Consider the following 21,255-nt stretch of genomic DNA (forward strand, 5'->3'; position numbering starts at 1 on the left):
CGCCCTCCTTCTGCTGCTTTTTTTGGTCAGGCCTTCAGCAACTGAGCGTCATGTTACAGACAAAATGGCCTCTATCAGTTAGGCTTGAACCGATAATTCTCATCCTGCAAATAAAGAGGAACCTATGCGTTTACTCCATACCATGCTTCGTGTTGGCGATCTGCAACGCGCGATCAGCTTCTATACCGATGTGTTAGGCATGCGCCTGCTGCGCACCAGTGAAAACACTGAATACAAATACTCTCTGGCATTCGTTGGGTACACCGATGAAAGCGAAGGCGCAGTCATTGAACTGACCTACAACTGGGGCGTTGACAGCTACGACATCGGCACCGCTTACGGGCACATCGCTCTGGGCGTCGATAACGTGGCACAAACCTGTGATGACATCCGCAATGCGGGCGGCAAAGTGACCCGTGAAGCCGGTCCGGTTAAAGGCGGCTCCACCATTATCGCGTTTGTTGAAGATCCGGACGGTTACAAAATCGAGCTGATCGAATCCAAACATGCGGGCCAGGGTCTGGGCAACTGATCCCCCTGAATACTGAAAGGGGCGCAAATGCGCCCTTTTTTATTGCCCAATTTTTGCCGCAGTCCTGCAACGGACGGCAAAATTTGTCATAATGCGCGCTGAATTCGATGAAGATAAGAAACTAATGGCCGAGAATAGTGACATTAACGCCCTGAGAGGCCGTTTTCGTGGTTTTTATCCGGTAGTAATTGATGTTGAAACTGCCGGATTTAATGCCAAAACCGATGCGCTGCTGGAAATTGCAGCAATCACACTGAAGATGGATGAGGACGGCTGGCTGCAAAGCGATGAGACCGTGCATTTCCACGTAGAACCTTTTGAAGGTTCGGTACTGGTGCCGGAAGCGCTGGCGTTTAACGGTATCGACCCGACCAATCCGTTGCGCGGCGCGGTCAGTGAATATGAAGCCCTGCACGAGATTTTTAAAGTCATCCGCAAAGGGATGAAAGAGCAAAACTGTAACCGCGCAATCATCGTGGCGCATAACGCGAATTTCGATCACAGTTTTCTGATGGCGGCAGCCGAGCGCGCCGGGCTGAAACGTAACCCGTTCCACCCTTTCGCCACATTTGATACTGCGGCGTTAAGCGGGCTGGTGCTCGGGCAAACAGTGCTGGCTAAAGCCTGTATCAGCGCGGGAATGGTGTTTGACAGCAGTCAGGCTCACTCTGCCTTGTATGACACCGAACGCACTGCTGAGCTGTTCTGTGAGCTGGTGAATCGCTGGAAGCGTCTTGGTGGCTGGCCGTTGCCGCTGACTGCAGAAGAAGCAGAAGGCGAAGCCGCACAGCAGGAAAATCAGCATTAAATCCGTGACTGACGCAATTCAGACATAAAAAAAGAGCGACGCAATGTCGCTCTTTTTGTTTCCGCCATACTCAAGGGATGGCAGCTTTCTTCGAATTACTCTTCAGAAGATTTGTATTTTTCAGCAGTTTCTTTAATCAGCTGCTGCAGTTCGCCGCGCTGGAACATCTCAACCACGATGTCACAACCGCCGACCAGTTCACCATCAACCCACAGCTGCGGGAAAGTTGGCCAGTTAGCAAACTTTGGCATTTCAGCGCGAATATCCGGGTTCTGCAAAATATCAACGTAAGCGAAACGTTCGCCACAGGCTGAAAGTGCCTGAACAGCCTGAGCGGAAAAACCGCAGCTTGGCAGCTTTGGAGAACCTTTCATGTAAAGCAGGATCGGGTTTTCAGAAACTTGTTTCTGAATTTTTTCAATAGTTGGAGTGGTCATTTCTTGCTTCCTCAAGCCGGTACAGGCTGTCACGGTCATTACTCATTACTCATTACGCGCGGCACCCAAAGACGGTGCGCAAACACAATACTTTCTATTGTAACGACGCCAGCCCTCAGATAAAAACGCCATTTTTTGTGGGGTCTTTCTCAATACTGGTATTTTATTAAACAATTTTTGGCGGCTGCGCCGGGCATCACATATTTAAAGATTCATCGAGAATAACATTTTTGCCGTACGACGATAATGTCAGATTTGCAAAATCGCATTATTTATCTCAAATATTAACCTGATGAAAAATGGTTATTTTTTTGACTGAAAATGGCGGTTATTTCGACATAAAAAAAGCTATTAACTTTTTCTCACAATATGATCTAGAATCGAGTCAATTCGTGCTTTTTTGTCGGGTTCTTTTAGGCAATACTCTGACATCCCTGATGTTTAACCCAACCACTCATGGTAACGAAGCTATGCGCTTACTGTTCACGCTTTTTGTGCTGCTCTTTACCCAGCTGTTTCTTAATATGGCTCATGCGTCGCCACAGACACGCGTCGCTGCGGATCAGCGAAAGAGTCATGTTAATTCCGTGGCGCCGGAAGAACGGCGAAAGCGAAAAACAGCGGCTGCGAAAACCAGTAAAAAAACAAAAGTCGCACCGGTGACAGAGAAAAAGACTCAGGAAAAAATATCAAAATCGAAGAAGGTCAGCAGCACCGAACTGGTCAAGCGAAAGACAACTTCTGAGAAAAGCGTTAAAACGACCCGGGCCGAAAGTAAAAAAGAAAAAACACTCAGGACTACGCGAGCCGAGAGTAAAAAAGAGAAAGCCAGTCAATCACGGACGCTTGCCAAAAACAGCAGTGAAAAGGTCAGTAAAAAAGAAGTGTATGGCCGACACCGTAAAGGCAAAAAACTACGCGAAGAAGACACCAAACCTATTACGCTGAGTGCGACACACAAAAAACGCTATCAGCATGCACAACAAACGGCCATGACCAAGTTGATGCACCAGGTCGGCAAACCTTATCGCTGGGGAGGAACCTCTCCGAATACCGGTTTTGATTGCAGTGGTCTGGTCTATTACGCTTACAAAGATTTGATCCGCATTAAAATGCCGCGCACGGCAAACGAGATGTACCACCTGCGCGATGCGGCGCCGGTCAAACGAGGCGAACTTGAAAGCGGTGATCTGGTGTTCTTCAGGATCAACAACCGCGGCGCGGCGGACCACGTGGGTGTTTATGTCGGCAACGGCAAATTCATTCAGTCGCCAAGAACCGGTGAAGATATAAAAATCACCTCACTGGGCGATGATTACTGGCAAGATCACTATGTTGGCGCACGTCGGGTAATGACCCCTAAAACAATCCGATAATAAACAATTCGTTAAGTCTGAAGTTTCGCTAATCAGCCTATGAATAGCATTTAACGAAGAGTTTCTGCAGGGAAGAGTATCGGCGGTAACGGTCACTGCGTAATATTGAAAAGGGCGATTCCTGTGAAAGGTATCGCCCTTTTTTGTTGCGTCTCACTACTGGCTTACTGCCGAATTAGTTCATCACTGCCGTGAAGCTGAAAGCGATAATCATGAGCAAAGCGCATACCGTGGTGATCAACGATAATTTCAGGTTGCTGTCCATCAAACCCCCTTTCGGATCAAGTTGTGGCGTTTCTTTTAGCCACACTAAATGTGTGCCAACGCATTTTCGCATAATTCACTTCTAAAATCTTCTGCTGAATGACAATGCGAACATGACAATTTTACTTCCACTTTCATGCATTATAAGAGAAAATTGTCGGTTAACACGCTTGTGTGCCGGTCGATTTCACCCGAGAGCATTTCACGCCTCATTCTGAAGGATCCACCCAATGATTTCACTGCCCTTTAAGATGTCCGCAGTGTAATCAGCGCAGGCAAACGATTAACATAATGCTAACGTGCTGAAGCACGGAAGTTCAGGAGTCATTCTTTACATGGCAACGATTAAAGATGTCGCAAAGCGCGCTGGCGTTTCCACTACAACCGTGTCGCACGTCATCAATAAAACACGTTTCGTCGCCGAAGAAACCAAAGATGCGGTTCTCCTTGCCATCAAAGAGTTACATTACTCACCAAGCGCTGTAGCACGTAGTCTTAAGGTGAATAACACTAAAACGATTGGTCTGCTGGCGACCTCCAGCGAAGCGCCCTATTTCGCCGAGGTGATTGAGGCCGTTGAAAATAGCTGCTTCTCCAAAGGCTATACGCTTATTTTGTGTAACTCGCACAATAACCTGGAAAAACAGCAGGCCTATCTGCAAATGCTGGCGCAAAAACGCGTCGACGGTCTGCTGGTCATGTGCGCGGAATATCCTGACGAATTACTCAATATGCTTGAGGAATATCGTTCGATTCCTATGGTTGTAATGGACTGGGGCGAAGCGCGTAAAAACTTCACCGACAGCATTATCGACAACGCTTTCGAAGGCGGTTACATGGCTGGACGCTATCTGATTGAACGCGGGCATCGCGATATTGGCGTGATCCCGGGTCAGCTGGCGCGCAACACCGGTGGCGGCCGCTTTCAGGGATTCGTCAAAGCGCTGACGGAAGCTAATATCCCGCTTCGCGAAGAATGGGTGGTTCAGGGCGATTTCGAGCCGGAGTCAGGTTATCAGGCGATGCATAAGATTCTGATGCAGAAACAACGTCCGACCGCCGTATTCTGCGGCGGTGATGTCATGGCGATGGGCGCAATTTGTGCTGCGGATGAGCTCGGATTGCGTGTTCCGCAGGATATTTCAGTGATTGGTTACGATAACGTGCGTAATGCGCGGTACTTCTCTCCGGCATTGACGACCGTACATCAGCCGAAAGAACGACTCGGTGAGATGGCCTTTACGATGCTGCTTGACCGCATCGTCAGCAAACGCGAAGAATCACAGACCATTGAGGTGCATCCGAAACTGGTTGAGCGCCGTTCTGTGGCCGATGGCCCGTACCGTGACTACCGCCGTTAATGTCTGTCTTTAATGATTAATAGCGCCTGCTTTTGCAGGCGTTTTATTTCTTAATCCCGCAGCCATTCACGGTTCATCGTTTCAGTATCACCCATATATTCCAGCAACCAGGCCAGTGAAGGTGACGGATTACTTTGATCCCACGTCAGACAACACGGGCTGTCAGGAAACGTATTCTCCAGCGCCAGAACCTGTAATTGCTGCTGTTCAATCCGATGGCTTACGCGATGTACCGGCATCATGCCTACGCACAAACCTTCACTCAGACATTCAAGTGCGCAGGTCCAGTCCGGGACAACCAGACGTCGCTGATTATCGAGCGTCCAGGTATCACGCTTAGGCAACGTCCGCGAGGTATCTTCAAGACACAATGCGGGATAAGGCCTGAGCTGGTCATCACTGAGGGCGCCCGGTAACTGCGCCAGAGGATGCTGCGGACTGACCACGCAGTGCCAGTCCATAAACCCCATATCGCGAAAACTGAAACGGCCACCCGCCGGTATCGCCCGCGTCGCACCGATTGCCACATCAGCACGTCCGTCAACCAGTGCGTCCCACACGCCATTAAACACTTCGGAATGAATGATCAGTTCGGTATCCGGAAAATGGCGATAGAAATCCAGCACCAGCCGCCGGGTTCTTGCCGGTTTAACGATTCTGTCGACAGCAATACGTAACTCGCCCCGCCAGCCGTTGGCAACCTGCTGACACTGGCGTCGTGTAGCTATCATTTTTTTTATCAGAACCCGTGCTTCATCCACGAAAACTTTGCCCGCAGGCGTTAAAATCACGTCACGATGACGACGTTCAAACAAGGGCACCGCCAGCCATTGTTCCAGCTGACGAACGGTATAGCTGATGGCAGAAGGCACGCGATGTAGATCCTGTGCCGCGGCACTGAAGCTGCCAGTTCTTGCCACAGCATCAACGACTTCCAGAGCATATTCTGACCACATAATTTAGCCTTCAATATTTTTGATAGCAGAGTGCAAATATTAGCGTTTCACAACGCTGTTATCAAAGCGTTAAAATCCGTCCCCGAACTGATTTCTGCCTCAAATCATCTGCAATAAACACATTAACGAGATAATAATGAAACCCTCCTTTGGATTTATGCTCTATCTGGCTGGCCTGAGCATGCTCGGCTTTTTAGCCACAGATATGTACCTTCCTGCGTTCAGCGCAATGCAAACCAGCCTGATGACCAGTCCGGGAATGATCAGCGCCAGTCTGAGTATTTTTCTCGGCGGATTCGCTATCGGACAATTGCTTTGGGGACCGCTGTCAGATCGCATTGGCCGTAAACCGGTTTTACTGCTGGGTCTGACCCTGTTTGCTGTCGGTTGTCTGGGCGTGATTTGGGTCGAAAACGTGCGCGCCCTTCTGGCTCTTCGTTTCTTACAGGCCATGGGCGTCTGTGCAGCTGCAGTAACCTGGCAGGCGATCGTGGTTGACCGTTTTTCAGCGGATGTCGCTAAAAAAACTTTCGCCAGTATCATGCCGCTGGTAGCGCTTTCTCCGGCGCTGGCTCCTTTGCTGGGCGCATGGGTGCTCAATCATTTTGACTGGGAAGCGATCTTTGCCCTGCTGACGGCGGTCGCCGCCCTGTTGCTTATCGCCACCTTCACGCTGCGGGAAAACAAGCCGGCAGAACAAAAACCGGCTGACAAAGCAGGTTTTGGCACCTTGCTGAAATCGCGCGTTTACAGCGGTAACGTCATGATTTACGCCGCCTGCTCTGCCGGTTTCTTTGCCTGGCTGACAGGTTCACCGTTTATTTTGAGCGATATGGGCTATTCGCCGGGCGTGATTGGTCTGAGTTATGTTCCGCAGACCATTGCTTTCCTGCTGGGTGGTTTCGGCTGCCGGTTGCTGATCAGCAAGTTGGATGGGAATAAAATTTTACCCTGGCTGCTGACAGGGTATGGCCTGAGTGTTGCGGGTCTGTTCTGTGTCGCTATGTTCACTGATGCCGGGTTAGTGAGCTTGTTGATCCCGTTCTGTTTCATGGCTCTGGTGAATGGCGCAATCTATCCAATTGTTGTGGCAAATGCATTAATGCCATTTCCTGCTAATACAGGGAAAGCCGCCGCGTTGCAGAATACCCTGCAATTAGGGTTATGCTTCCTCGCCAGTCTCCTGGTTTCCGCATTTATTGTGCAACCATTAATAGCGACAGTCACCACCATGCTGTCTACACTATTGTTGGTAGTTTTGGGTCGGTGGATGTCCATGCGGCATGAAAACCCGCAATATAACGGGCAAAAGTCAGAGCAGCAAGTCTAAGCGAGCCTCGAAAGTTAATCGTTATAATGACCTTAAGTAACAATCACTTAACGGACATTTCCATTCATAACGATTAACTATTGAGAATGCCCGCTGGCGAGCCTATACTCAACAAAACCCAATAAAATAGCATTTTTACAATACTTTTATTACATACTTAAGCCGGACGCGCGGAATGCGTCACACTATTTTTTCTAGTACGTTGTTCAGGGATGATTTTCCTGCGTGACTTTTGACCGCAGGCGTTCTTCTAAATTTCCTCTGTTGGTGTCGGATATCGGACGAGGCGCTAGTCGTCTGTTCTCATAAAGACCTGCAAAAATAGCCTTTGCTTTTCCCGGCAGGTTAATAAGTCAGAAGAGAAAGTGATGGAGAAGCTATGAGTTCATCGTGTATAGAAGATCTAAGCATTCAGGACAATCAGTGGTATCGGATAGCCAGTGAAATGCTGGCTATGGCGGGCATCCAGGTTAATGGTAATCGCCCTTTCGACCTTAAAGTAAAAAACACTGACTTTTTCAAGCGTGTTTTACAGGAAGGTTCTCTGGGACTGGGTGAAAGTTATATGGATGGTTGGTGGGAATGCGACCGACTTGATATTTTTTTCCAGCGTGTTCTGCGTGCAGGTTTGGAAAATAAACTCCCCCACCATTTTAAAGACACGCTTCGGGTCGCCGCGGCACGCCTGACCAATTTGCAATCGCGTAAACGTGCGTGGATTGTCGGCAAAGAGCACTATGATCTGGGCAACGATTTATTCACTCTGATGCTCGACCCGTATATGCAATATTCCTGTGGCTACTGGAAAGAAGCGACAACGCTGGAAGAAGCGCAGGAAGCTAAACTCAAAATGATCTGCGACAAACTGCAATTACAACCGGGGCAGCGTTTGCTCGATATTGGTTGCGGCTGGGGTGGATTATCAGAGTTTGCGGCACGCAATTATGGTGTCAGTGTTGTGGGTGTCACTATTTCTGCAGAACAACAAAAGCTCGCGCAAAAAAGATGTCAAGGACTGGATGTCACGATCCTTTTACAGGATTATCGTGACCTCAACGATCAGTTCGACCGGATTGTCTCGGTCGGGATGTTCGAACATGTTGGTCCGAAGAATTACCAGACTTACTTTAATGTCGCCAAACGTAATATCAAACCTGACGGCATTTTCCTGCTGCACACTATTGGTTCTAACAAAACAGATCTTAACGTCGACCCGTGGATTGATAAATATATCTTCCCGAACGGCTGCCTGCCTTCAATTCAGCAAATTGCGCAAACCAGCGAATCTTTGTTTGTAATGGAAGACTGGCACAATATCGGCGCGGATTATGACCGTACCCTGATGGCGTGGCATGAACGTTTCCAGAAACACTGGCCTGAACTGGCAGAAAAATATGGCGATCGTTTCCACCGCATGTTCACTTATTATCTCAATGCCTGCGCAGGGGCATTCAGGGCTCGTGATATTCAGCTCTGGCAAGTGGTATTCAGTCCTGAAGGCGTTGACGGCGGAATGCGCGTTCCACGTTAATCCCCTTTGACAGCCACTGAGCCACATAAAAAAACCGGACCTGAAAGTCCGGTTTTTCTTTTTGCAGCCTGTGGAAAAAATCTGGCTGAAAATGACGTTATTCAGACTTCTCGATCATGGCTTGCGCAGTAGCAATTGCAGCTTCACGGCTGGCCAGAACGCGTTCGACTGTATCGACAATGGCCTGAGTCTGCGGGTCGATTTCGATATTGATTTTATCGCCAAGACGTTTAGTCCCAAGCGTAGTGCGCTGCAACGTTTCCGGAATTAAATGTACGCAGAAACGGGTACGGGTGACTTCCCCGATGGTCAGGCTAATACCGTCAATGCCGATATAACCTTTATGTAATACATATTTCATCAGATCTTCATGGGGCATACGGAACCAGATCTGACGATTATTTTCTGACGTCAAAATCTTCGCCACTTCCGCGGTACAAATAATATGTCCCGACATCAGATGGCCGCCGATTTCATCATTGAAACGCGCGGCACGTTCCAGATTCACCTGGTCGCCGACATTAAGATCGCCCAGATTGGTCAGGCGAAGAGTTTCTTTCATGAGATCAAAGCTGACCAGGTCGCCATTAACCTCTGTCACCGTCAGGCAGCAGCCATTATGTGAAACCGAAGCGCCCAGTTGCAGATTGTCGAGCATATCCTCCGGCAAGCGAACAACATGGGTTCTGAAATTAGGTTTTTCGTCGATCGATACGACCGTTCCCGTTCCCTGAACAATTCCGGTAAACATAGCCCTTTCCTCAATTCATAAGTCTGTTGTATTAAAAACGACACTGCCGTCAGTTTGCCGCAGATTTAATGGAAAGCCAAATCCTCGCGGGAAGAAATAGCACCGTCTGCTTTCATTTCATTAATTAACCACTCGTTAACACCTTTGTTTGCTTAAAAATACCGACAATGTACAATCTTCGGACTATTTCCCAGTCTTTATGGCCACCTTTTGTGGCGACTTTTATTCAATATAATCAACAAAAAAAGGTGTATCTGTGCAGAAGTACCTTGCAGAGGCGCGGGTTTTATTAGCGCTTGCCATTCCGGTCATCCTTGCGCAAATCGCTCAGACTTCCATGGGCGTTGTCGACACTATAATGGCCGGCTCAGTCAGTGCCACGGACATGGCCGCCGTCGCAGTCGGTACCTCCATCTGGCTGCCCGCGATCTTATTCGGACATGGTTTGTTACTGTCCCTGACGCCAACCATCGCGCACTTAAACGGTGCCGGTCGTCGCGATAAAATCGGGCATCAGGTTCAGCAGGGATTCTGGCTGGCCTCCGGTGTGTCCGTTCTGGTCATCGCCGTATTATATCAATGCGACCATATCCTCAGTCTGATGCACAACATTGATCCGGAGCTGAAAGAAAAGGCTGTCGGTTATTTGCACGCCATCATGTGGGGCGCACCGGGATATTTGTTCTTCCAGGTGCTGCGCGACCAGTGCGAAGGCCTGTCAAAAACCAAGCCGGGGATGGTATTTGGTTTTATCGGTTTGCTGGTGAATATTCCCGTTAACTATATCTTCATCTACGGTAAATTCGGCGCGCCTGCCCTCGGCGGTGTCGGCTGCGGCGTCGCCACGGGAACCGTCTACTGGGTAATGTTCTTTATGATGCGATTTTATGTCCGTCATAACCGTGCCCTGCGTGATACTCAGCCTGTTTCGCGCTTTGCTAAACCCGACTGGGCAACATTACGCCGTCTGTCTCAGCTCGGCCTGCCTATTGCGCTGGCATTATTCTTTGAAGTCACACTGTTCGCCATCGTGGCTCTGCTGGTTTCTCCGCTGGGGATTGTGGCCGTAGCCAGCCATCAGATAGCACTTAACGTCGGTTCACTGATGTTTGTCGTGCCACTTTCACTGGGTGTGGCGGCAACGATTCGGGTAGGTTCAAAGCTTGGTGAATCTTCTGTAGAAGGCGCGAAAGTTGCCGCTTATACCAGTATTTTGACCGGTATTCTCATGGCCTGCTGTACCGCGACGACGGCGATTTTGTTCCGCGAACACATTGCCGCGTTGTACAACGACAGCCCTGAAGTCGTGATGCTGGCCTCGCATCTTTTGATTTTTGCCGCGTTGTTCCAGATTTCAGACGCAATCCAGGTTATTGGCAGTGGCATTCTGCGTGGCTATAAAGATACCCGTTCTATCTTTTACATCACGTTTATCGCTTATTGGGTGCTGGGACTGCCGGTCGGATACATGCTGGGTCTTACCGATTTGCTGGTACCGAGAATGGGGCCAAGTGGTTTCTGGTGCGGATTTATTCTGGGACTGACCTTTGCAGCGCTGATGATGACGTTGCGTATGCGCTGGTTACAGAAGCAACCCTCCTACACGATTTTGCAAAAAGCCGGGCGCTGATCCTCTGTTCTCTCCCATGCGCTGAACGTTCTCTTACGGCGCGTGGGATTTTTAGTCTTCACAGTGGCTGTTATGCCTAAAAAAACAACGCAATGCACATTAGCTCGACAGTCACACACAATATGACAGGAAAATGTCTTTTTTCCCTTGCCAGTATTCAGAGAGGTCGTTAATATTCGTCCCCGTCGCCAACACTGGCTGACAAAAAGAAAAACGATGCGTCCGTAGCTCAGTTGGTTAGAGCACCACCTTGACATGGTGGGGGTCGGTGGTTCGAGTCCACTCGGACGCACCAATTTTCTCGCAGTACTGTTGCATGATGTGCGTCCGTAGCTCAGTTGGTTAGAGCACCACCTTGACATGGTGGGGGTCGGTGGTTCGAGTCCACTCGGACGCACCAAAGCAACCTTCTCTCCTTCCTCTCTGATTTAAACCTGATTCAACTCCCTGTACGACAATACCTGAACAAACCTTCTGGTTTAGCTCATTGCTTTCAACATCATCCGTCTGTATTTTTTGAGATTCTTTGTCAGTCGTGTCATTTTTGATCGTCGGGTGAAAAAAATGTTGTGATTAGCTGATTTATCCGCTGCCCGCATTGGATGAATTCAAAACAACGTTCCGATATCTGCCCTAAGCTTGCGCAACATCACGTTTTTTATTTGGTTTCCCAACCCGTTCCCCTCTATAATACGCATCGTCTCTTCGATTGAATGGTTTCAGCCCCTTGATCTGTCGATATCGCCCTTATAAAAGCGTGACTACTCCAGTAGCGATGATAAATCGCACAAATCGCTATGCTTTGGCTGAACTTACTACACCATTCCTTTCACAGTCTTCTACGCTTAGTAATGATTTGATTCAACCAGGCACCACCTCAATTCCGCGCGGGCAGCCATGCTGTCAGGCAAACACTTTTCCAATCCATCACAACTTGTAGATAAAATCGTCATGAAAAAGACCAAAATTGTTTGTACCATCGGCCCGAAAACCGAATCCGAAGAAATGCTGACCAAACTGCTTGATGCAGGCATGAACGTTATGCGTCTGAACTTCTCCCACGGTGATTATGAAGAGCACGGTCAGCGCATTCAAAATATCCGCAACGTGATGGCGAAGACCGGTCACAAAGCGGCAATTCTGCTGGACACTAAAGGTCCTGAAATCCGCACTATGAAACTGGAAGGCGGCAAAGACGCTTCACTGGTTGCGGGTCAGACTTATACCTTCACCACTGATCAAAGCGTTATCGGTAACACCCAGCGTGTAGCCGTTACCTATCAGGGCTTCGCAGCTGACCTGAAAATCGGCAACACCATTCTGGTCGATGACGGCCTGATCGGTATGGAAGTGACCAACGTCACTGAAACCGAAGTTACCTGTAAAGTGCTGAACAACGGCGACCTGGGCGAGAACAAAGGCGTTAACCTGCCAGGCGTTTCTATCGCACTGCCAGCGCTGGCTGAGAAAGATAAACGTGACCTGATCTTCGGCTGCGAGCAAGGCGTTGACTTCGTCGCGGCTTCCTTCATCCGTAAACGTTCTGACGTTCTGGAAATCCGCGAACACCTGAAAGCACACGGTGGCGAGCACATCCAGATCATCTCCAAAATTGAAAACCAGGAAGGCCTGAACAACTTCGACGAAATTCTCGAAGCTTCTGACGGCATCATGGTTGCTCGTGGCGACCTGGGCGTTGAAATCCCGGTTGAAGAAGTTATCTTCGCTCAGAAGATGATGATTGAGAAATGTAACCGTGCACGCAAAGTGGTTATCACTGCTACGCAAATGCTCGATTCCATGATCAAAAACCCACGCCCTACCCGCGCTGAAGCAGGCGACGTAGCTAACGCCATCATCGACGGCACCGACGCAGTGATGCTGTCTGGTGAAAGTGCGAAAGGTAAATACCCGCTGGAAGCTGTGACCATCATGGCCACCATTTGTGACCGTACTGACCGCGTAATGCAAAGCCGTATCGATGGTCAGAACGACAACCGCAAACTGCGTATCACTGAAGCCGTTTGCCGCGGCGCGGTAGAAACTGCTGAAAAACTGGATGCGCCACTTATCGTTGTTGCAACCAGCGGTGGTAAATCTGCTAAAGCTGTGCGTAAATACTTCCCGCATGCCACTATCCTGGCTCTGACCACCAATGAAATCACAGCACGTCAGCTGATCCTGACCAAAGGTGTTGTCACTCAGTTGGTGAAAGAAATTGCCTCTACTGATGATTTCTACCGTATCGGTAAAGAAGCCGCCATCGAAAGTGGTCTGGCTCAGAAAGGCGACATCGTAGTGATGGTTTCTGGCGCACTGGTTCAGAGCGGCACAACAAATACTTCATCGGTGCATGTTGTTTAATTAAAAACGTGACCAGAAGCATTAATGAACGCCGCGAAAAGTGGCGTTCATTTATTCAAAAAGTATCTTGTTTCATAAAAAGTGCGAAAAGCGGTAGCGGCAAAATTGGGATAAGTCCCATGGAATACAGCTGTTTTCGCTGCAATTTTTAACTTTTTCGAAAAAAAAGGTGCTTCTTTGAGCGAACGATCAAAATATAGCGTTTACCGGCAAAAAATTATTCTCATTAGAAAATAGTTTGTGTAATACTTGTAACGCTACATGGAGATTAACTTAATCTAGAGGGTTTTATAATGAATCGCACTAAACTGGTACTGGGCGCTGTAATCCTGGCTTCAACTATGCTGGCTGGTTGTTCAAGCAATGCTAAAATCGACCAACTGTCTTCAGACGTTTCTACTCTGAACTCTAAAGTTGACCAACTGAGCAACGACGTGAACGCAATGCGTTCTGACGTTCAAGCAGCTAAAGACGATGCAGCTCGCGCTAACCAACGTCTGGATAACCAAGCTCACGCTTACAAGAAGTAATATTTACTTCTCTAGTTCAATGGCGCACTCAGTGCGCCATTTTTTTTGCCTGCAATTCCCCCGCTCCTGCCGGATTTCATCTGACCCTACCTTCGTCGTTAGATCTTCTTTAAACTCACTCTATGCCATGCCTGAGCACCTGATATAAAAAAAGGAGCCATGATAGCTCCTTCAGAGAAAATCGCTTCTTAATCGTTTCTGTAACGTTTACTGCGCAATTGCGGTTGTCACGTCAGATGTCTTTGCTGAAGCAGCCGTCTGCGGCTCATTAACAGGCGGTGGCGTATCTGTTGCCTTATCACCCACACTCACCACCACAGGCATGCCAGAGCGGCGAGTAATTGCCTCCTTCACCATTGCAGCGTTAGTCTCATCGTTTTTAATGAATTTCTTCATTGCTGCGGTCAGCGGGATCGGCTTGGTCTGCGGATCATCCTTTTCGGTGTGCGACAAAGGCTGATGCACTTCGATATAACGCTTACCGTCCGGCTCCACGTCATATTTGATTGGCTGATTCACTATCTGCACGCGTGTACCTTTTGGTACCGAGTTAAACAACGCTTCGATATCGTCAGGACGCAGGCGGATACAGCCTGAACTCACGCGCATACCGATACCAAAGTTGGCATTGGTTCCGTGGATAAGATACTGCCCTGTTCCGGCCGACAGACGCATTGCAAACAGCCCCATCGGATTATCCGGGCCAGCTGGCACCATTCCCGGCAAGGTAATGCCGTCTTTCAGATACGCTTTGCGGATGTTAGCCGTCGGGGTCCAGGTTGGGTTAGGGATTTTCTGGCTGACAGAGGTAACCATTTCCGGCGTATTACGTCCCAGCTGACCAATACCAATCGGATAGACGATGACTTTGTCCTCGCCTTTCGGATAATAGTACAGACGCAGCTCCGCCAGATTCACCACAATGCCTTCGCGCTTCGTGTCAGGTAACAGCATCTGTGAAGGGATAGTCAGTACGGTTCCCGCTTTTGGCAGATAAGGATCCGTGCCGGGATTGGCTTCCAGCATAGCGATCAGGCCAATCTGATATTTAGCAGCCACGTCTTCCAGCGGTTTGCCGTCATTTGGCACCACATAAGTCGTGTTTTCACCAATCAGGCGGCTGTTATCCGGCGGCAAAGGGTATTCTGCTGCACTGGCGGTCATGGAATGTGCTGCCACAAATGTGCCAACTAACATTGCCAGAAGGGGTAATGCGCGTCTCATACTCAGTCCTTTTTCGGCCTGCACTCAGACAATCTGAGGCAGGACAATTATCTCGTCTGGTAATACTAGCAGCGCAGAATCTGGTGGCAATCAAACCACAGAAAATCAGAAAGTTACCTGAAGGGAGTCTGGCGAAAATGGCAAAGATAGTGAATTGAAAAATCAGACTAAAAAAGGAAATACAAAAGGCAGTGCGGGGAATTTGCTTTGCTCATTAGCAGACAATTCCTAATGAGCAAAGCAGCAAGGCGGGAAGCTTATTTAAGCCAGCTCAGCAGCCTTAGCACGAATCGAGCGGATCATCGCTTCCAGCCCTTGCGAGCGTGAAGGCGTCAGATGCTGGCTCAGCTCCAGTTCAGTAAAGAACGGACGCACATCAAAGTCCACCACATCACGCGGTGTTAATCCCTGATACAGACTGAACACGATAGCAACCAGACCTTTTACGATGGCAGCATCACTGTCACCCTCAAAGGTCAACGCACCGTTTTCATCGGTACGCATCACAATCCACACCTGGCTCTGGCAACCGGAAATCAGGTTTTTATCCTGACGATGTTCTTCCGCCAAAGCCGGTAACTGGCCACCCAGTTCAATCACATACAGATACTTCTCTTCCCAGTTCGGGCACCGGGAAAAGTTTCTGACTAACTTATTTTTATCTGGCAAAGCCATAACAACATCCTGATCTAGGCTGGCGGGATTAACCCAGCAGCCGGTGAATACGTTGCAGTCCTGCGACCAGACGGTCGACTTCTTCACGGGTATTGTACATCGCAAGCGACGCACGGCACATAGCCGGTACACCGTAGAAGGACATTAACGGCATCGCACAGTGATGACCGGTACGAATGGCAATACCGTATTGATCAAGGAAGCTGCCGACATCATAGGCGTGATGTTTACCCAGATTAAACGCAATCACCCCGGCACGCGTCGCCGGGCCATAGATTTGAATATCCGGCACCTGCTCCATCGCTTTAAGCGCGTAGGCCATCAGTTCCTGTTCATAAGCGTGGATATTCTCCAGACCCAGTTCAGTCACATACTCGATGGCTGCGCCCAGCCCCATGATACCACCGGTATTCGGGGTACCCGCTTCAAAGCGCCACGGAGCCGCTGCAAAAGTCGTTCCTTCGGTCAGGCTGACATGCTTAATCATTGAGCCGCCGCCTTCCCAGGGTGGCATCTGATCCAGCAACGCTTTGCGACCGTACAGAATGCCGATACCGGTAGGCCCGTAAAGTTTGTGCCCGGACCAGACATAGAAATCACAGCCCAATGCCTGAACGTCAACCGCATGATGCATGACCGCTTGCGCGCCATCTACCAGAACGGTCAGTCCTGCGGCTTTCGCCTGAGGAATGATCTTTTCGATCGGGTTAACCGTGCCCAGCACGTTAGAAACATGCGTCAGGGTCAGTAATTTAGTGCGTGGTGTGATCAGGGACTCAAGCTGTGATAAATCCAGCTCGCCTTGCGGCGTCAGATGCCAGACATCGATATGCAGACCGCGTTCTTTCGCCAGCATCTGCCATGGCACGATGTTCGCGTGGTGTTCCATTTCGGTCAGAATGATGTGGTCGCCGGGCTGTAAAAACTCACGCCCCCAGGTATTGGCGACCAGGTTGATGGCTTCCGTGGAACCTTTCACGAAGACAATTTCTTCTGCCGACGCAGCATTCATGAATTGTGCGGCCTGCGTGCGGACGTTTTCCATCTGCTCGGTCGCTTCCGCGCTCATGGTGTGAATGCCGCGGTGAACCGCAGCATAACCTTGCTCGAAGAAAGACATTTCACGTTGAATGACCTGGCGCGGTTTCTGTGCGCTGGCCGCGCTGTCGAGATAGGCCAGCGGCTGGCCGTTCACTTCACGGCCCAGCACAGGGAAATCGCTACGTACTCTTTCCAGTGGAAAACTCATTACTTACCTCGATTAAGCCGGCCTGCAATACGGGCAATCACGACTTCACGCAGGGTTTCATTCTCAATGGCTTCCGTCAGTTCAGCGGCAAAAGCAAAGATGATCATTTGCTGAGCATCCTGCCCGCTGATCCCACGGGTACGCAGATAGAAAAGCTGTTCGTCGTCGATACGACCCACAGTAGCACCGTGACTGCACTTCACATCATCGGCATAAATTTCCAGCTGCGGTTTGGTATCAACCTCAGTGTGTTTGCCCAGCAACAAGTTGTTGTTGGTCATTTTGCCGTCGGTTTTCAGTGCGTGCTGCGCCACTTTGATCATGCCGTTGAAAATCGCTTTAGCACGATCGTTCACGATCACTTTATGCAACTGATTGCTGTTGCAATAACCTTTGTTGTGTTCCAGATAAGTACGGGTATCAGCAATCTCAGAATCAACCGGCAGAACCAGGCTGTTAATGTTGAGGTTGCTGTTTTCACCGTTCAGCTGCGCACTGGTATTGTTACGGGTCAGACCCGCACCCAGCAGGAAGCTATGGCTGGCAACACGCGCATCGCGACCGATGACCAGATCGTTATGCGAGAAGTGGAAACTAGCCTGGCTTTCAAAGGCCAGTTTGTAATGCGTGAAATCGGCATTATCACCCACATTCACCGTCATGCGTGCTCCGGTGAAATGGCCGTGATCGTTCAGGCTGAGATAATGTTCGATAACTTCTGCATTCGCACCACCTTCAATCGACAGATGATAGCGATGATGCACGGTATTCATTTCGCGTGACTGGTCACGGCCACTGCTCAGATGTAAAAGATACAGCGGTTTTTCTGCCTGTTTGCCCGCAGGCAAGCGTACAGAAAGAGAATCTTGTGCCAGGCTCTCCGTCAGATGCAAAAACACTTCTGACTGAATCGGATCCGGCAAGGTCTGCTGTGCTGCCGGGCTCAGTTTTTCAATTTCAAAAGCCCCGGTGTCTGAATCACTGAGATCCGCATCGAAACGACCATCAATGAACACCAGACGGTAGCAATCGAGTGGCAGCGCCAGCGATTTAATCTGTTCAACAGTCAAAGCCTGTTGTTGCGGAGCAAAGAACTGATTACCCAGCAGTGAAGAAACCGGGGTGTATTTCCAGTCTTCCAGTTTTGCGTGCGGGAAACCCAGACGCAGCACCTGTTGCCAGTGTGCATGAGCGTGGGTGGATTGTTCACCGCCACGGCTTTCAAAAAGACGGTAAAGCTGCTGCATGGCGTGCGAACTGCCCGCCGCAGGTGCATTACTCTTCGTCGGTAAGCCAGCCATAACCCTGCTCCTCTAACTGTTTAACCAAGGTGAAATCGCCGGATTTAACAATGCGGCCCTGATACAGAACGTGCACGTAGTCAGGCTTGATGTAGTCGAGGATACGCTGGTAGTGAGTCACGATAACGAAGGAACGTTTGCCGTCACGCAGTGTGTTAACACCGTCAGAAACGATTTTCAGGGCATCGATGTCAAGACCGGAGTCGGTTTCATCAAGAATGCACAGGTTTGGCTCAAGGGCTGCCATTTGCAGAATGTCGTTACGCTTTTTCTCACCGCCGGAGAAGCCAACGTTCACTGAACGGGTCAGCAAATCGGCAGGCATTTTCAGCATTTCGATTTTTTCTTCGATGAAATCAGCGAAGTCAAAACGATCCATCGGTTCCTGTCCGCGGTATTTGCGTACGGCATTCACCGCAGTTTGCAGGAAGAAATGGTTAGTCACACCGGGAATTTCTACCGGATACTGGAAAGCCATAAAGACGCCTTCACCAGCACGGTCTTCCGGAGCAAGTTCCAGCAAATCTTTACCGTTGAAGATTACGGAGCCATCGGTGACTTCGTAATCTTCACGGCCAGCCAGTGTCGCGGAGAGCGTACTTTTACCTGAGCCGTTCGGGCCCATGATGGCGTGTACTTCACCCGGTTTGATCTCCAGATCAAGGCCTTTCAGAATTTCCTTTTCTTCGACACGGACCTTCAAATTCTTAATGCTTAACATACGTATCCTTGAGTTTGCGCCTGCGCGCTCATAATTCTGTTTATGCTTTGACTTTGCTGAACTAAAACCTGCCCGGCGCAGACGTCACACCACGCTACACCGGGAGGAAAACGTCGGCGAATTAACCGACGCTATGTTCAAGACTGATGGCCAGCAGTTTCTGTGCTTCGACAGCGAACTCCAGCGGCAGCTCGGAAAAGACATCCTTACAGAAACCATTAACAATCATGGAAATCGCGTCATCTTCGCTGATACCACGTTGCAGACAGTAGAACAGCTGGTCATCGCCGATTTTTGACGTTGTGGCTTCATGTTCCAGCTGCGCGGTATTGTTACGCACTTCGACATACGGGAAAGTATGTGCTGCGCTGTCTGCGCCGATCAGCATCGAGTCACACTGCGTAAAGTTACGCGCGTTTTCTGCACTTGGCAGGATCTTCACCAGGCCGCGATAGCTGTTCTGACTGTGACCCGCAGAGATACCTTTAGAGATAATGGTCGACTTGGTATTTTTACCAATGTGGATCATTTTGGTACCAGTATCCGCCTGCTGTTTGCCACTGGTCAGTGCCACCGAGAAGAACTCACCGATTGAGTTATCGCCTTTCAGGATAACGCTTGGGTATTTCCAGGTGATCGCTGAGCCGGTTTCAGACTGCGTCCAGGACATTTTCGAGCCTGCACCTTCGCACAATGCGCGTTTGGTCACGAAGTTCAGAATGCCGCCGCTGCTGTCTTTGCTGCCGGAGAACCAGTTCTGCACGGTGGAATATTTCACTTCCGCGTCCTTGTGCAGAATGACTTCAACCACCGCTGCATGCAGCTGGTAGGTATCTCGAACCGGCGCCGAACACCCTTCGATGTAGCTGACGTAACTGCCTTCGTCGGCAATCAGGATAGTACGTTCAAACTGGCCAGTTTTCGCGGCGTTGATGCGGAAATAGGTCGACAGTTCCATCGGGCAACGCACGCCTTTTGGCACGTAGACAAAGGTCCCATCAGAAGCAACGGCAGCATTCAGTGCGGCAAAGAAGTTATCCTGCGCAGGCACCACAGTACCGAGGTATTTGCGCACCAGATCAGGATATTCGTGAATGGCTTCGCCGAATGAGCAGAAAATAACGCCAGATTCCGCCAGCTTTTCACGGTAAGTGGTGGAGACTGAAACGGAGTCAAAGATTGCATCGACCGCCACTTCTTTGCCTTCACGAACCGGAACGCCCAATTGCTCAAACGCTTTTTCCACTTCACTTGTCAGGTAATTCTTACCATCGAGTGCAGGAATGCTGTGAGAATCAGCCGGAGGTTGCTGCGTGGCGCCAGGCTGAGAACCGCAGGTATCATCGCAGCTGCCACATGATGGCGCGGAATAATAGCTGTAATCCTGGTAATCAAGAGGCGTGTAATACGCTTTGAGCCAGTGCGGTTCTTCCATTTTCAACCAGGCATGATAAGCCTGCAGACGGAACTCCAGCATCCACTCAGGCTCATTACGCTTCGCGGAAATGGCACGCACCACATCTTCATTGATGCCTGATGCTAATTCATCGGTTGCCAGCTGGGTAAAGAACCCTTCTTTATAGTTCGTTCCCTCGCCGACCCAAGACTGCACATCATCTGGAATTTCTACGTTGCTTCGTGACATGTTGGTTACATCGCTTTGTTTACAATAATCTTAAAAACTGAAAGCCGTTTTCTTAGAGACCGAAACTTTCGCCACACCCGCAGGCATGCTGAGCTTTAGGATTATTGAATTTAAATATCTGATTCAGTCCTTCACGGACAAAATCTACCTCAGTTCCGTCGATGAAAGGCATGGCCTTCAGCGGAACAAACAGCAAAGCGCCGTCATGTTCAAACACCAGGTCGTCGCTGGCTGGTTGTTTGGTTAAATCCAGAACGTAGCCAAAGCCGGCACAGCCCGATTGTTTCACCGAGAGCTGGAGACCTTTGACGTCAGGATCCTGCGCCGTCAGAGTATTAATCTGTTGCGCGGCAGAATCAGTCAGGCTCACACCTTGCCATACGTTGTCGTCTAAAGAGAAAGAGCCGACAGTTTCAGTTTGCATCTGTCTTACCTCATAATTTTACGGTCATAGACAAGACCTATTGTCTCTATTCTAGTGATAACAGGTACCACTTCAACCTCTTGTTTTAAGAGGGTATAGCGATTGCCCATGAGGAAAGTCGCTCAATGTGCATCGGGTTAACACCT

20 protein-coding genes and 2 tRNA genes are annotated in these 21,255 nt (G+C 49.6%); 11 read left to right on the forward strand and 11 right to left on the reverse strand.

Going from position 1 to position 21,255, the window contains the following annotated elements:
- Positions 1 to 124: 124 nt before the first annotated feature.
- Both gloA and rnt read left to right on the forward strand, forming a co-directional pair.
- Positions 125 to 532 carry a lactoylglutathione lyase gene (gloA, locus tag J1778_RS09375; protein ID WP_112287933.1) on the forward strand — a complete coding sequence of 136 codons (408 nt, stop codon included), beginning with the start codon at positions 125 to 127 and terminating at the stop codon, positions 530 to 532.
- Positions 533 to 623: 91 nt separating this feature from the next.
- A complete protein-coding gene (rnt, locus tag J1778_RS09380) occupies positions 624 to 1,340 on the forward strand; it encodes a ribonuclease T (RefSeq protein WP_217172946.1) in 717 nt (238 codons plus the stop codon).
- A 95-nt stretch (positions 1,341 to 1,435) separates the two neighbouring features.
- On the opposite strand, the gene J1778_RS09385 is transcribed toward rnt, so the two are convergent.
- A complete protein-coding gene (locus J1778_RS09385) occupies positions 1,436 to 1,777 on the reverse strand; it encodes a Grx4 family monothiol glutaredoxin (RefSeq protein ID WP_015697793.1) in 342 nt (113 codons plus the stop codon).
- A gap of 470 nt (positions 1,778 to 2,247) precedes the next feature.
- Here J1778_RS09385 and J1778_RS09390 point away from each other — a divergent pair, with 470 nt between their 5' ends.
- Positions 2,248 to 3,153 (forward strand): C40 family peptidase, encoded by a 906-nt coding sequence (locus J1778_RS09390; RefSeq protein ID WP_217172988.1) that lies wholly within the window; start codon positions 2,248 to 2,250, stop codon positions 3,151 to 3,153.
- 175 nt (positions 3,154 to 3,328) lie between these two features.
- Here the strand turns inward: J1778_RS09390 and cydH are convergent, their stop codons facing one another.
- A complete protein-coding gene (gene cydH, locus J1778_RS24855; protein ID WP_112287936.1) occupies positions 3,329 to 3,490 on the reverse strand; it encodes a cytochrome bd-I oxidase subunit CydH in 162 nt (53 codons plus the stop codon).
- A 262-nt stretch (positions 3,491 to 3,752) separates the two neighbouring features.
- On the opposite strand from cydH, the gene purR reads away from it, so the two are divergent.
- On the forward strand, positions 3,753 to 4,778 hold the full coding sequence (purR, locus tag J1778_RS09400; protein ID WP_217172947.1) for an HTH-type transcriptional repressor PurR: 1,026 nt from the start codon (positions 3,753 to 3,755) through the stop codon (positions 4,776 to 4,778).
- 50 nt (positions 4,779 to 4,828) lie between these two features.
- On the opposite strand, the gene punR is transcribed toward purR, so the two are convergent.
- Positions 4,829 to 5,734, reverse strand: coding sequence for a DNA-binding transcriptional activator PunR (punR, locus tag J1778_RS09405; protein WP_217172948.1), 906 nt, complete (start codon positions 5,732 to 5,734; stop codon positions 4,829 to 4,831).
- Between the two features lie 136 nt (positions 5,735 to 5,870).
- Here punR and punC point away from each other — a divergent pair, with 136 nt between their 5' ends.
- Entirely contained in the window at positions 5,871 to 7,064 is a 1,194-nt protein-coding gene (gene punC / locus J1778_RS09410; RefSeq protein WP_217172949.1) for a purine nucleoside transporter PunC, read from the forward strand.
- A 379-nt stretch (positions 7,065 to 7,443) separates the two neighbouring features.
- Positions 7,444 to 8,595, forward strand: a complete 1,152-nt coding sequence (cfa, locus tag J1778_RS09415; protein ID WP_217172950.1) for a cyclopropane fatty acyl phospholipid synthase — start codon at positions 7,444 to 7,446, stop codon at positions 8,593 to 8,595.
- Positions 8,596 to 8,692: 97 nt separating this feature from the next.
- Here cfa and J1778_RS09420 read toward each other — a convergent pair whose 3' ends face one another.
- Positions 8,693 to 9,346, reverse strand: a complete 654-nt coding sequence (locus J1778_RS09420) for a riboflavin synthase subunit alpha (protein WP_217172951.1) — start codon at positions 9,344 to 9,346, stop codon at positions 8,693 to 8,695.
- Between the two features lie 256 nt (positions 9,347 to 9,602).
- Here J1778_RS09420 and J1778_RS09425 point away from each other — a divergent pair, with 256 nt between their 5' ends.
- The 5 genes from J1778_RS09425 to J1778_RS09445 all read left to right on the forward strand — a co-directional run bounded on the left by J1778_RS09425 (position 9,603) and on the right by J1778_RS09445 (position 13,870).
- Positions 9,603 to 10,976, forward strand: a complete 1,374-nt coding sequence (locus J1778_RS09425) for an MATE family efflux transporter (RefSeq protein WP_217172952.1) — start codon at positions 9,603 to 9,605, stop codon at positions 10,974 to 10,976.
- 218 nt (positions 10,977 to 11,194) lie between these two features.
- Positions 11,195 to 11,271: transfer RNA gene (locus J1778_RS09430), tRNA-Val, on the forward strand.
- A 28-nt stretch (positions 11,272 to 11,299) separates the two neighbouring features.
- Positions 11,300 to 11,376 (forward strand) — tRNA-Val (locus J1778_RS09435).
- A gap of 551 nt (positions 11,377 to 11,927) precedes the next feature.
- Positions 11,928 to 13,340 (forward strand): pyruvate kinase PykF, encoded by a 1,413-nt coding sequence (gene pykF / locus J1778_RS09440; protein WP_112287943.1) that lies wholly within the window; start codon positions 11,928 to 11,930, stop codon positions 13,338 to 13,340.
- A 293-nt stretch (positions 13,341 to 13,633) separates the two neighbouring features.
- Positions 13,634 to 13,870: a major outer membrane lipoprotein gene (locus J1778_RS09445; RefSeq protein WP_056773575.1), complete on the forward strand. Its 237-nt coding sequence runs from the start codon at positions 13,634 to 13,636 to the stop codon at positions 13,868 to 13,870.
- A gap of 207 nt (positions 13,871 to 14,077) precedes the next feature.
- Here the strand turns inward: J1778_RS09445 and J1778_RS09450 are convergent, their stop codons facing one another.
- The 7 genes from J1778_RS09450 to sufA form a co-directional block, all read right to left on the reverse strand.
- The gene (locus tag J1778_RS09450; RefSeq protein WP_217172953.1) at positions 14,078 to 15,094 is read right to left on the reverse strand and encodes a L,D-transpeptidase family protein; all 1,017 of its coding nucleotides are present in this window, start codon (positions 15,092 to 15,094) and stop codon (positions 14,078 to 14,080) included.
- A 261-nt stretch (positions 15,095 to 15,355) separates the two neighbouring features.
- Positions 15,356 to 15,769, reverse strand: a complete 414-nt coding sequence (sufE, locus tag J1778_RS09455) for a cysteine desulfuration protein SufE (RefSeq protein ID WP_217172954.1) — start codon at positions 15,767 to 15,769, stop codon at positions 15,356 to 15,358.
- Between the two features lie 28 nt (positions 15,770 to 15,797).
- Positions 15,798 to 17,018 (reverse strand): cysteine desulfurase SufS, encoded by a 1,221-nt coding sequence (gene sufS / locus J1778_RS09460; RefSeq protein WP_217172955.1) that lies wholly within the window; start codon positions 17,016 to 17,018, stop codon positions 15,798 to 15,800.
- Positions 17,018 to 18,319 carry a Fe-S cluster assembly protein SufD gene (gene sufD / locus J1778_RS09465; protein ID WP_217172956.1) on the reverse strand — a complete coding sequence of 434 codons (1,302 nt, stop codon included), beginning with the start codon at positions 18,317 to 18,319 and terminating at the stop codon, positions 17,018 to 17,020. The genes sufS and sufD overlap by 1 nt, the downstream gene beginning before the upstream one ends.
- The gene (gene sufC / locus J1778_RS09470; RefSeq protein WP_112287948.1) at positions 18,294 to 19,040 is read right to left on the reverse strand and encodes a Fe-S cluster assembly ATPase SufC; all 747 of its coding nucleotides are present in this window, start codon (positions 19,038 to 19,040) and stop codon (positions 18,294 to 18,296) included. The genes sufD and sufC overlap by 26 nt, the downstream gene beginning before the upstream one ends.
- Positions 19,041 to 19,161: 121 nt before the next feature.
- Positions 19,162 to 20,685, reverse strand: a complete 1,524-nt coding sequence (sufB, locus tag J1778_RS09475) for a Fe-S cluster assembly protein SufB (RefSeq protein ID WP_120131974.1) — start codon at positions 20,683 to 20,685, stop codon at positions 19,162 to 19,164.
- A 52-nt stretch (positions 20,686 to 20,737) separates the two neighbouring features.
- On the reverse strand, positions 20,738 to 21,109 hold the full coding sequence (gene sufA, locus J1778_RS09480; protein ID WP_217172957.1) for a Fe-S cluster assembly scaffold SufA: 372 nt from the start codon (positions 21,107 to 21,109) through the stop codon (positions 20,738 to 20,740).
- Positions 21,110 to 21,255: the final 146 nt, after the last annotated feature.

It is taken from the genome of Rahnella bonaserana (assembly GCF_019049675.1).
Classification (GTDB): Bacteria; Pseudomonadota; Gammaproteobacteria; order Enterobacterales; family Enterobacteriaceae; genus Rahnella; species Rahnella bonaserana.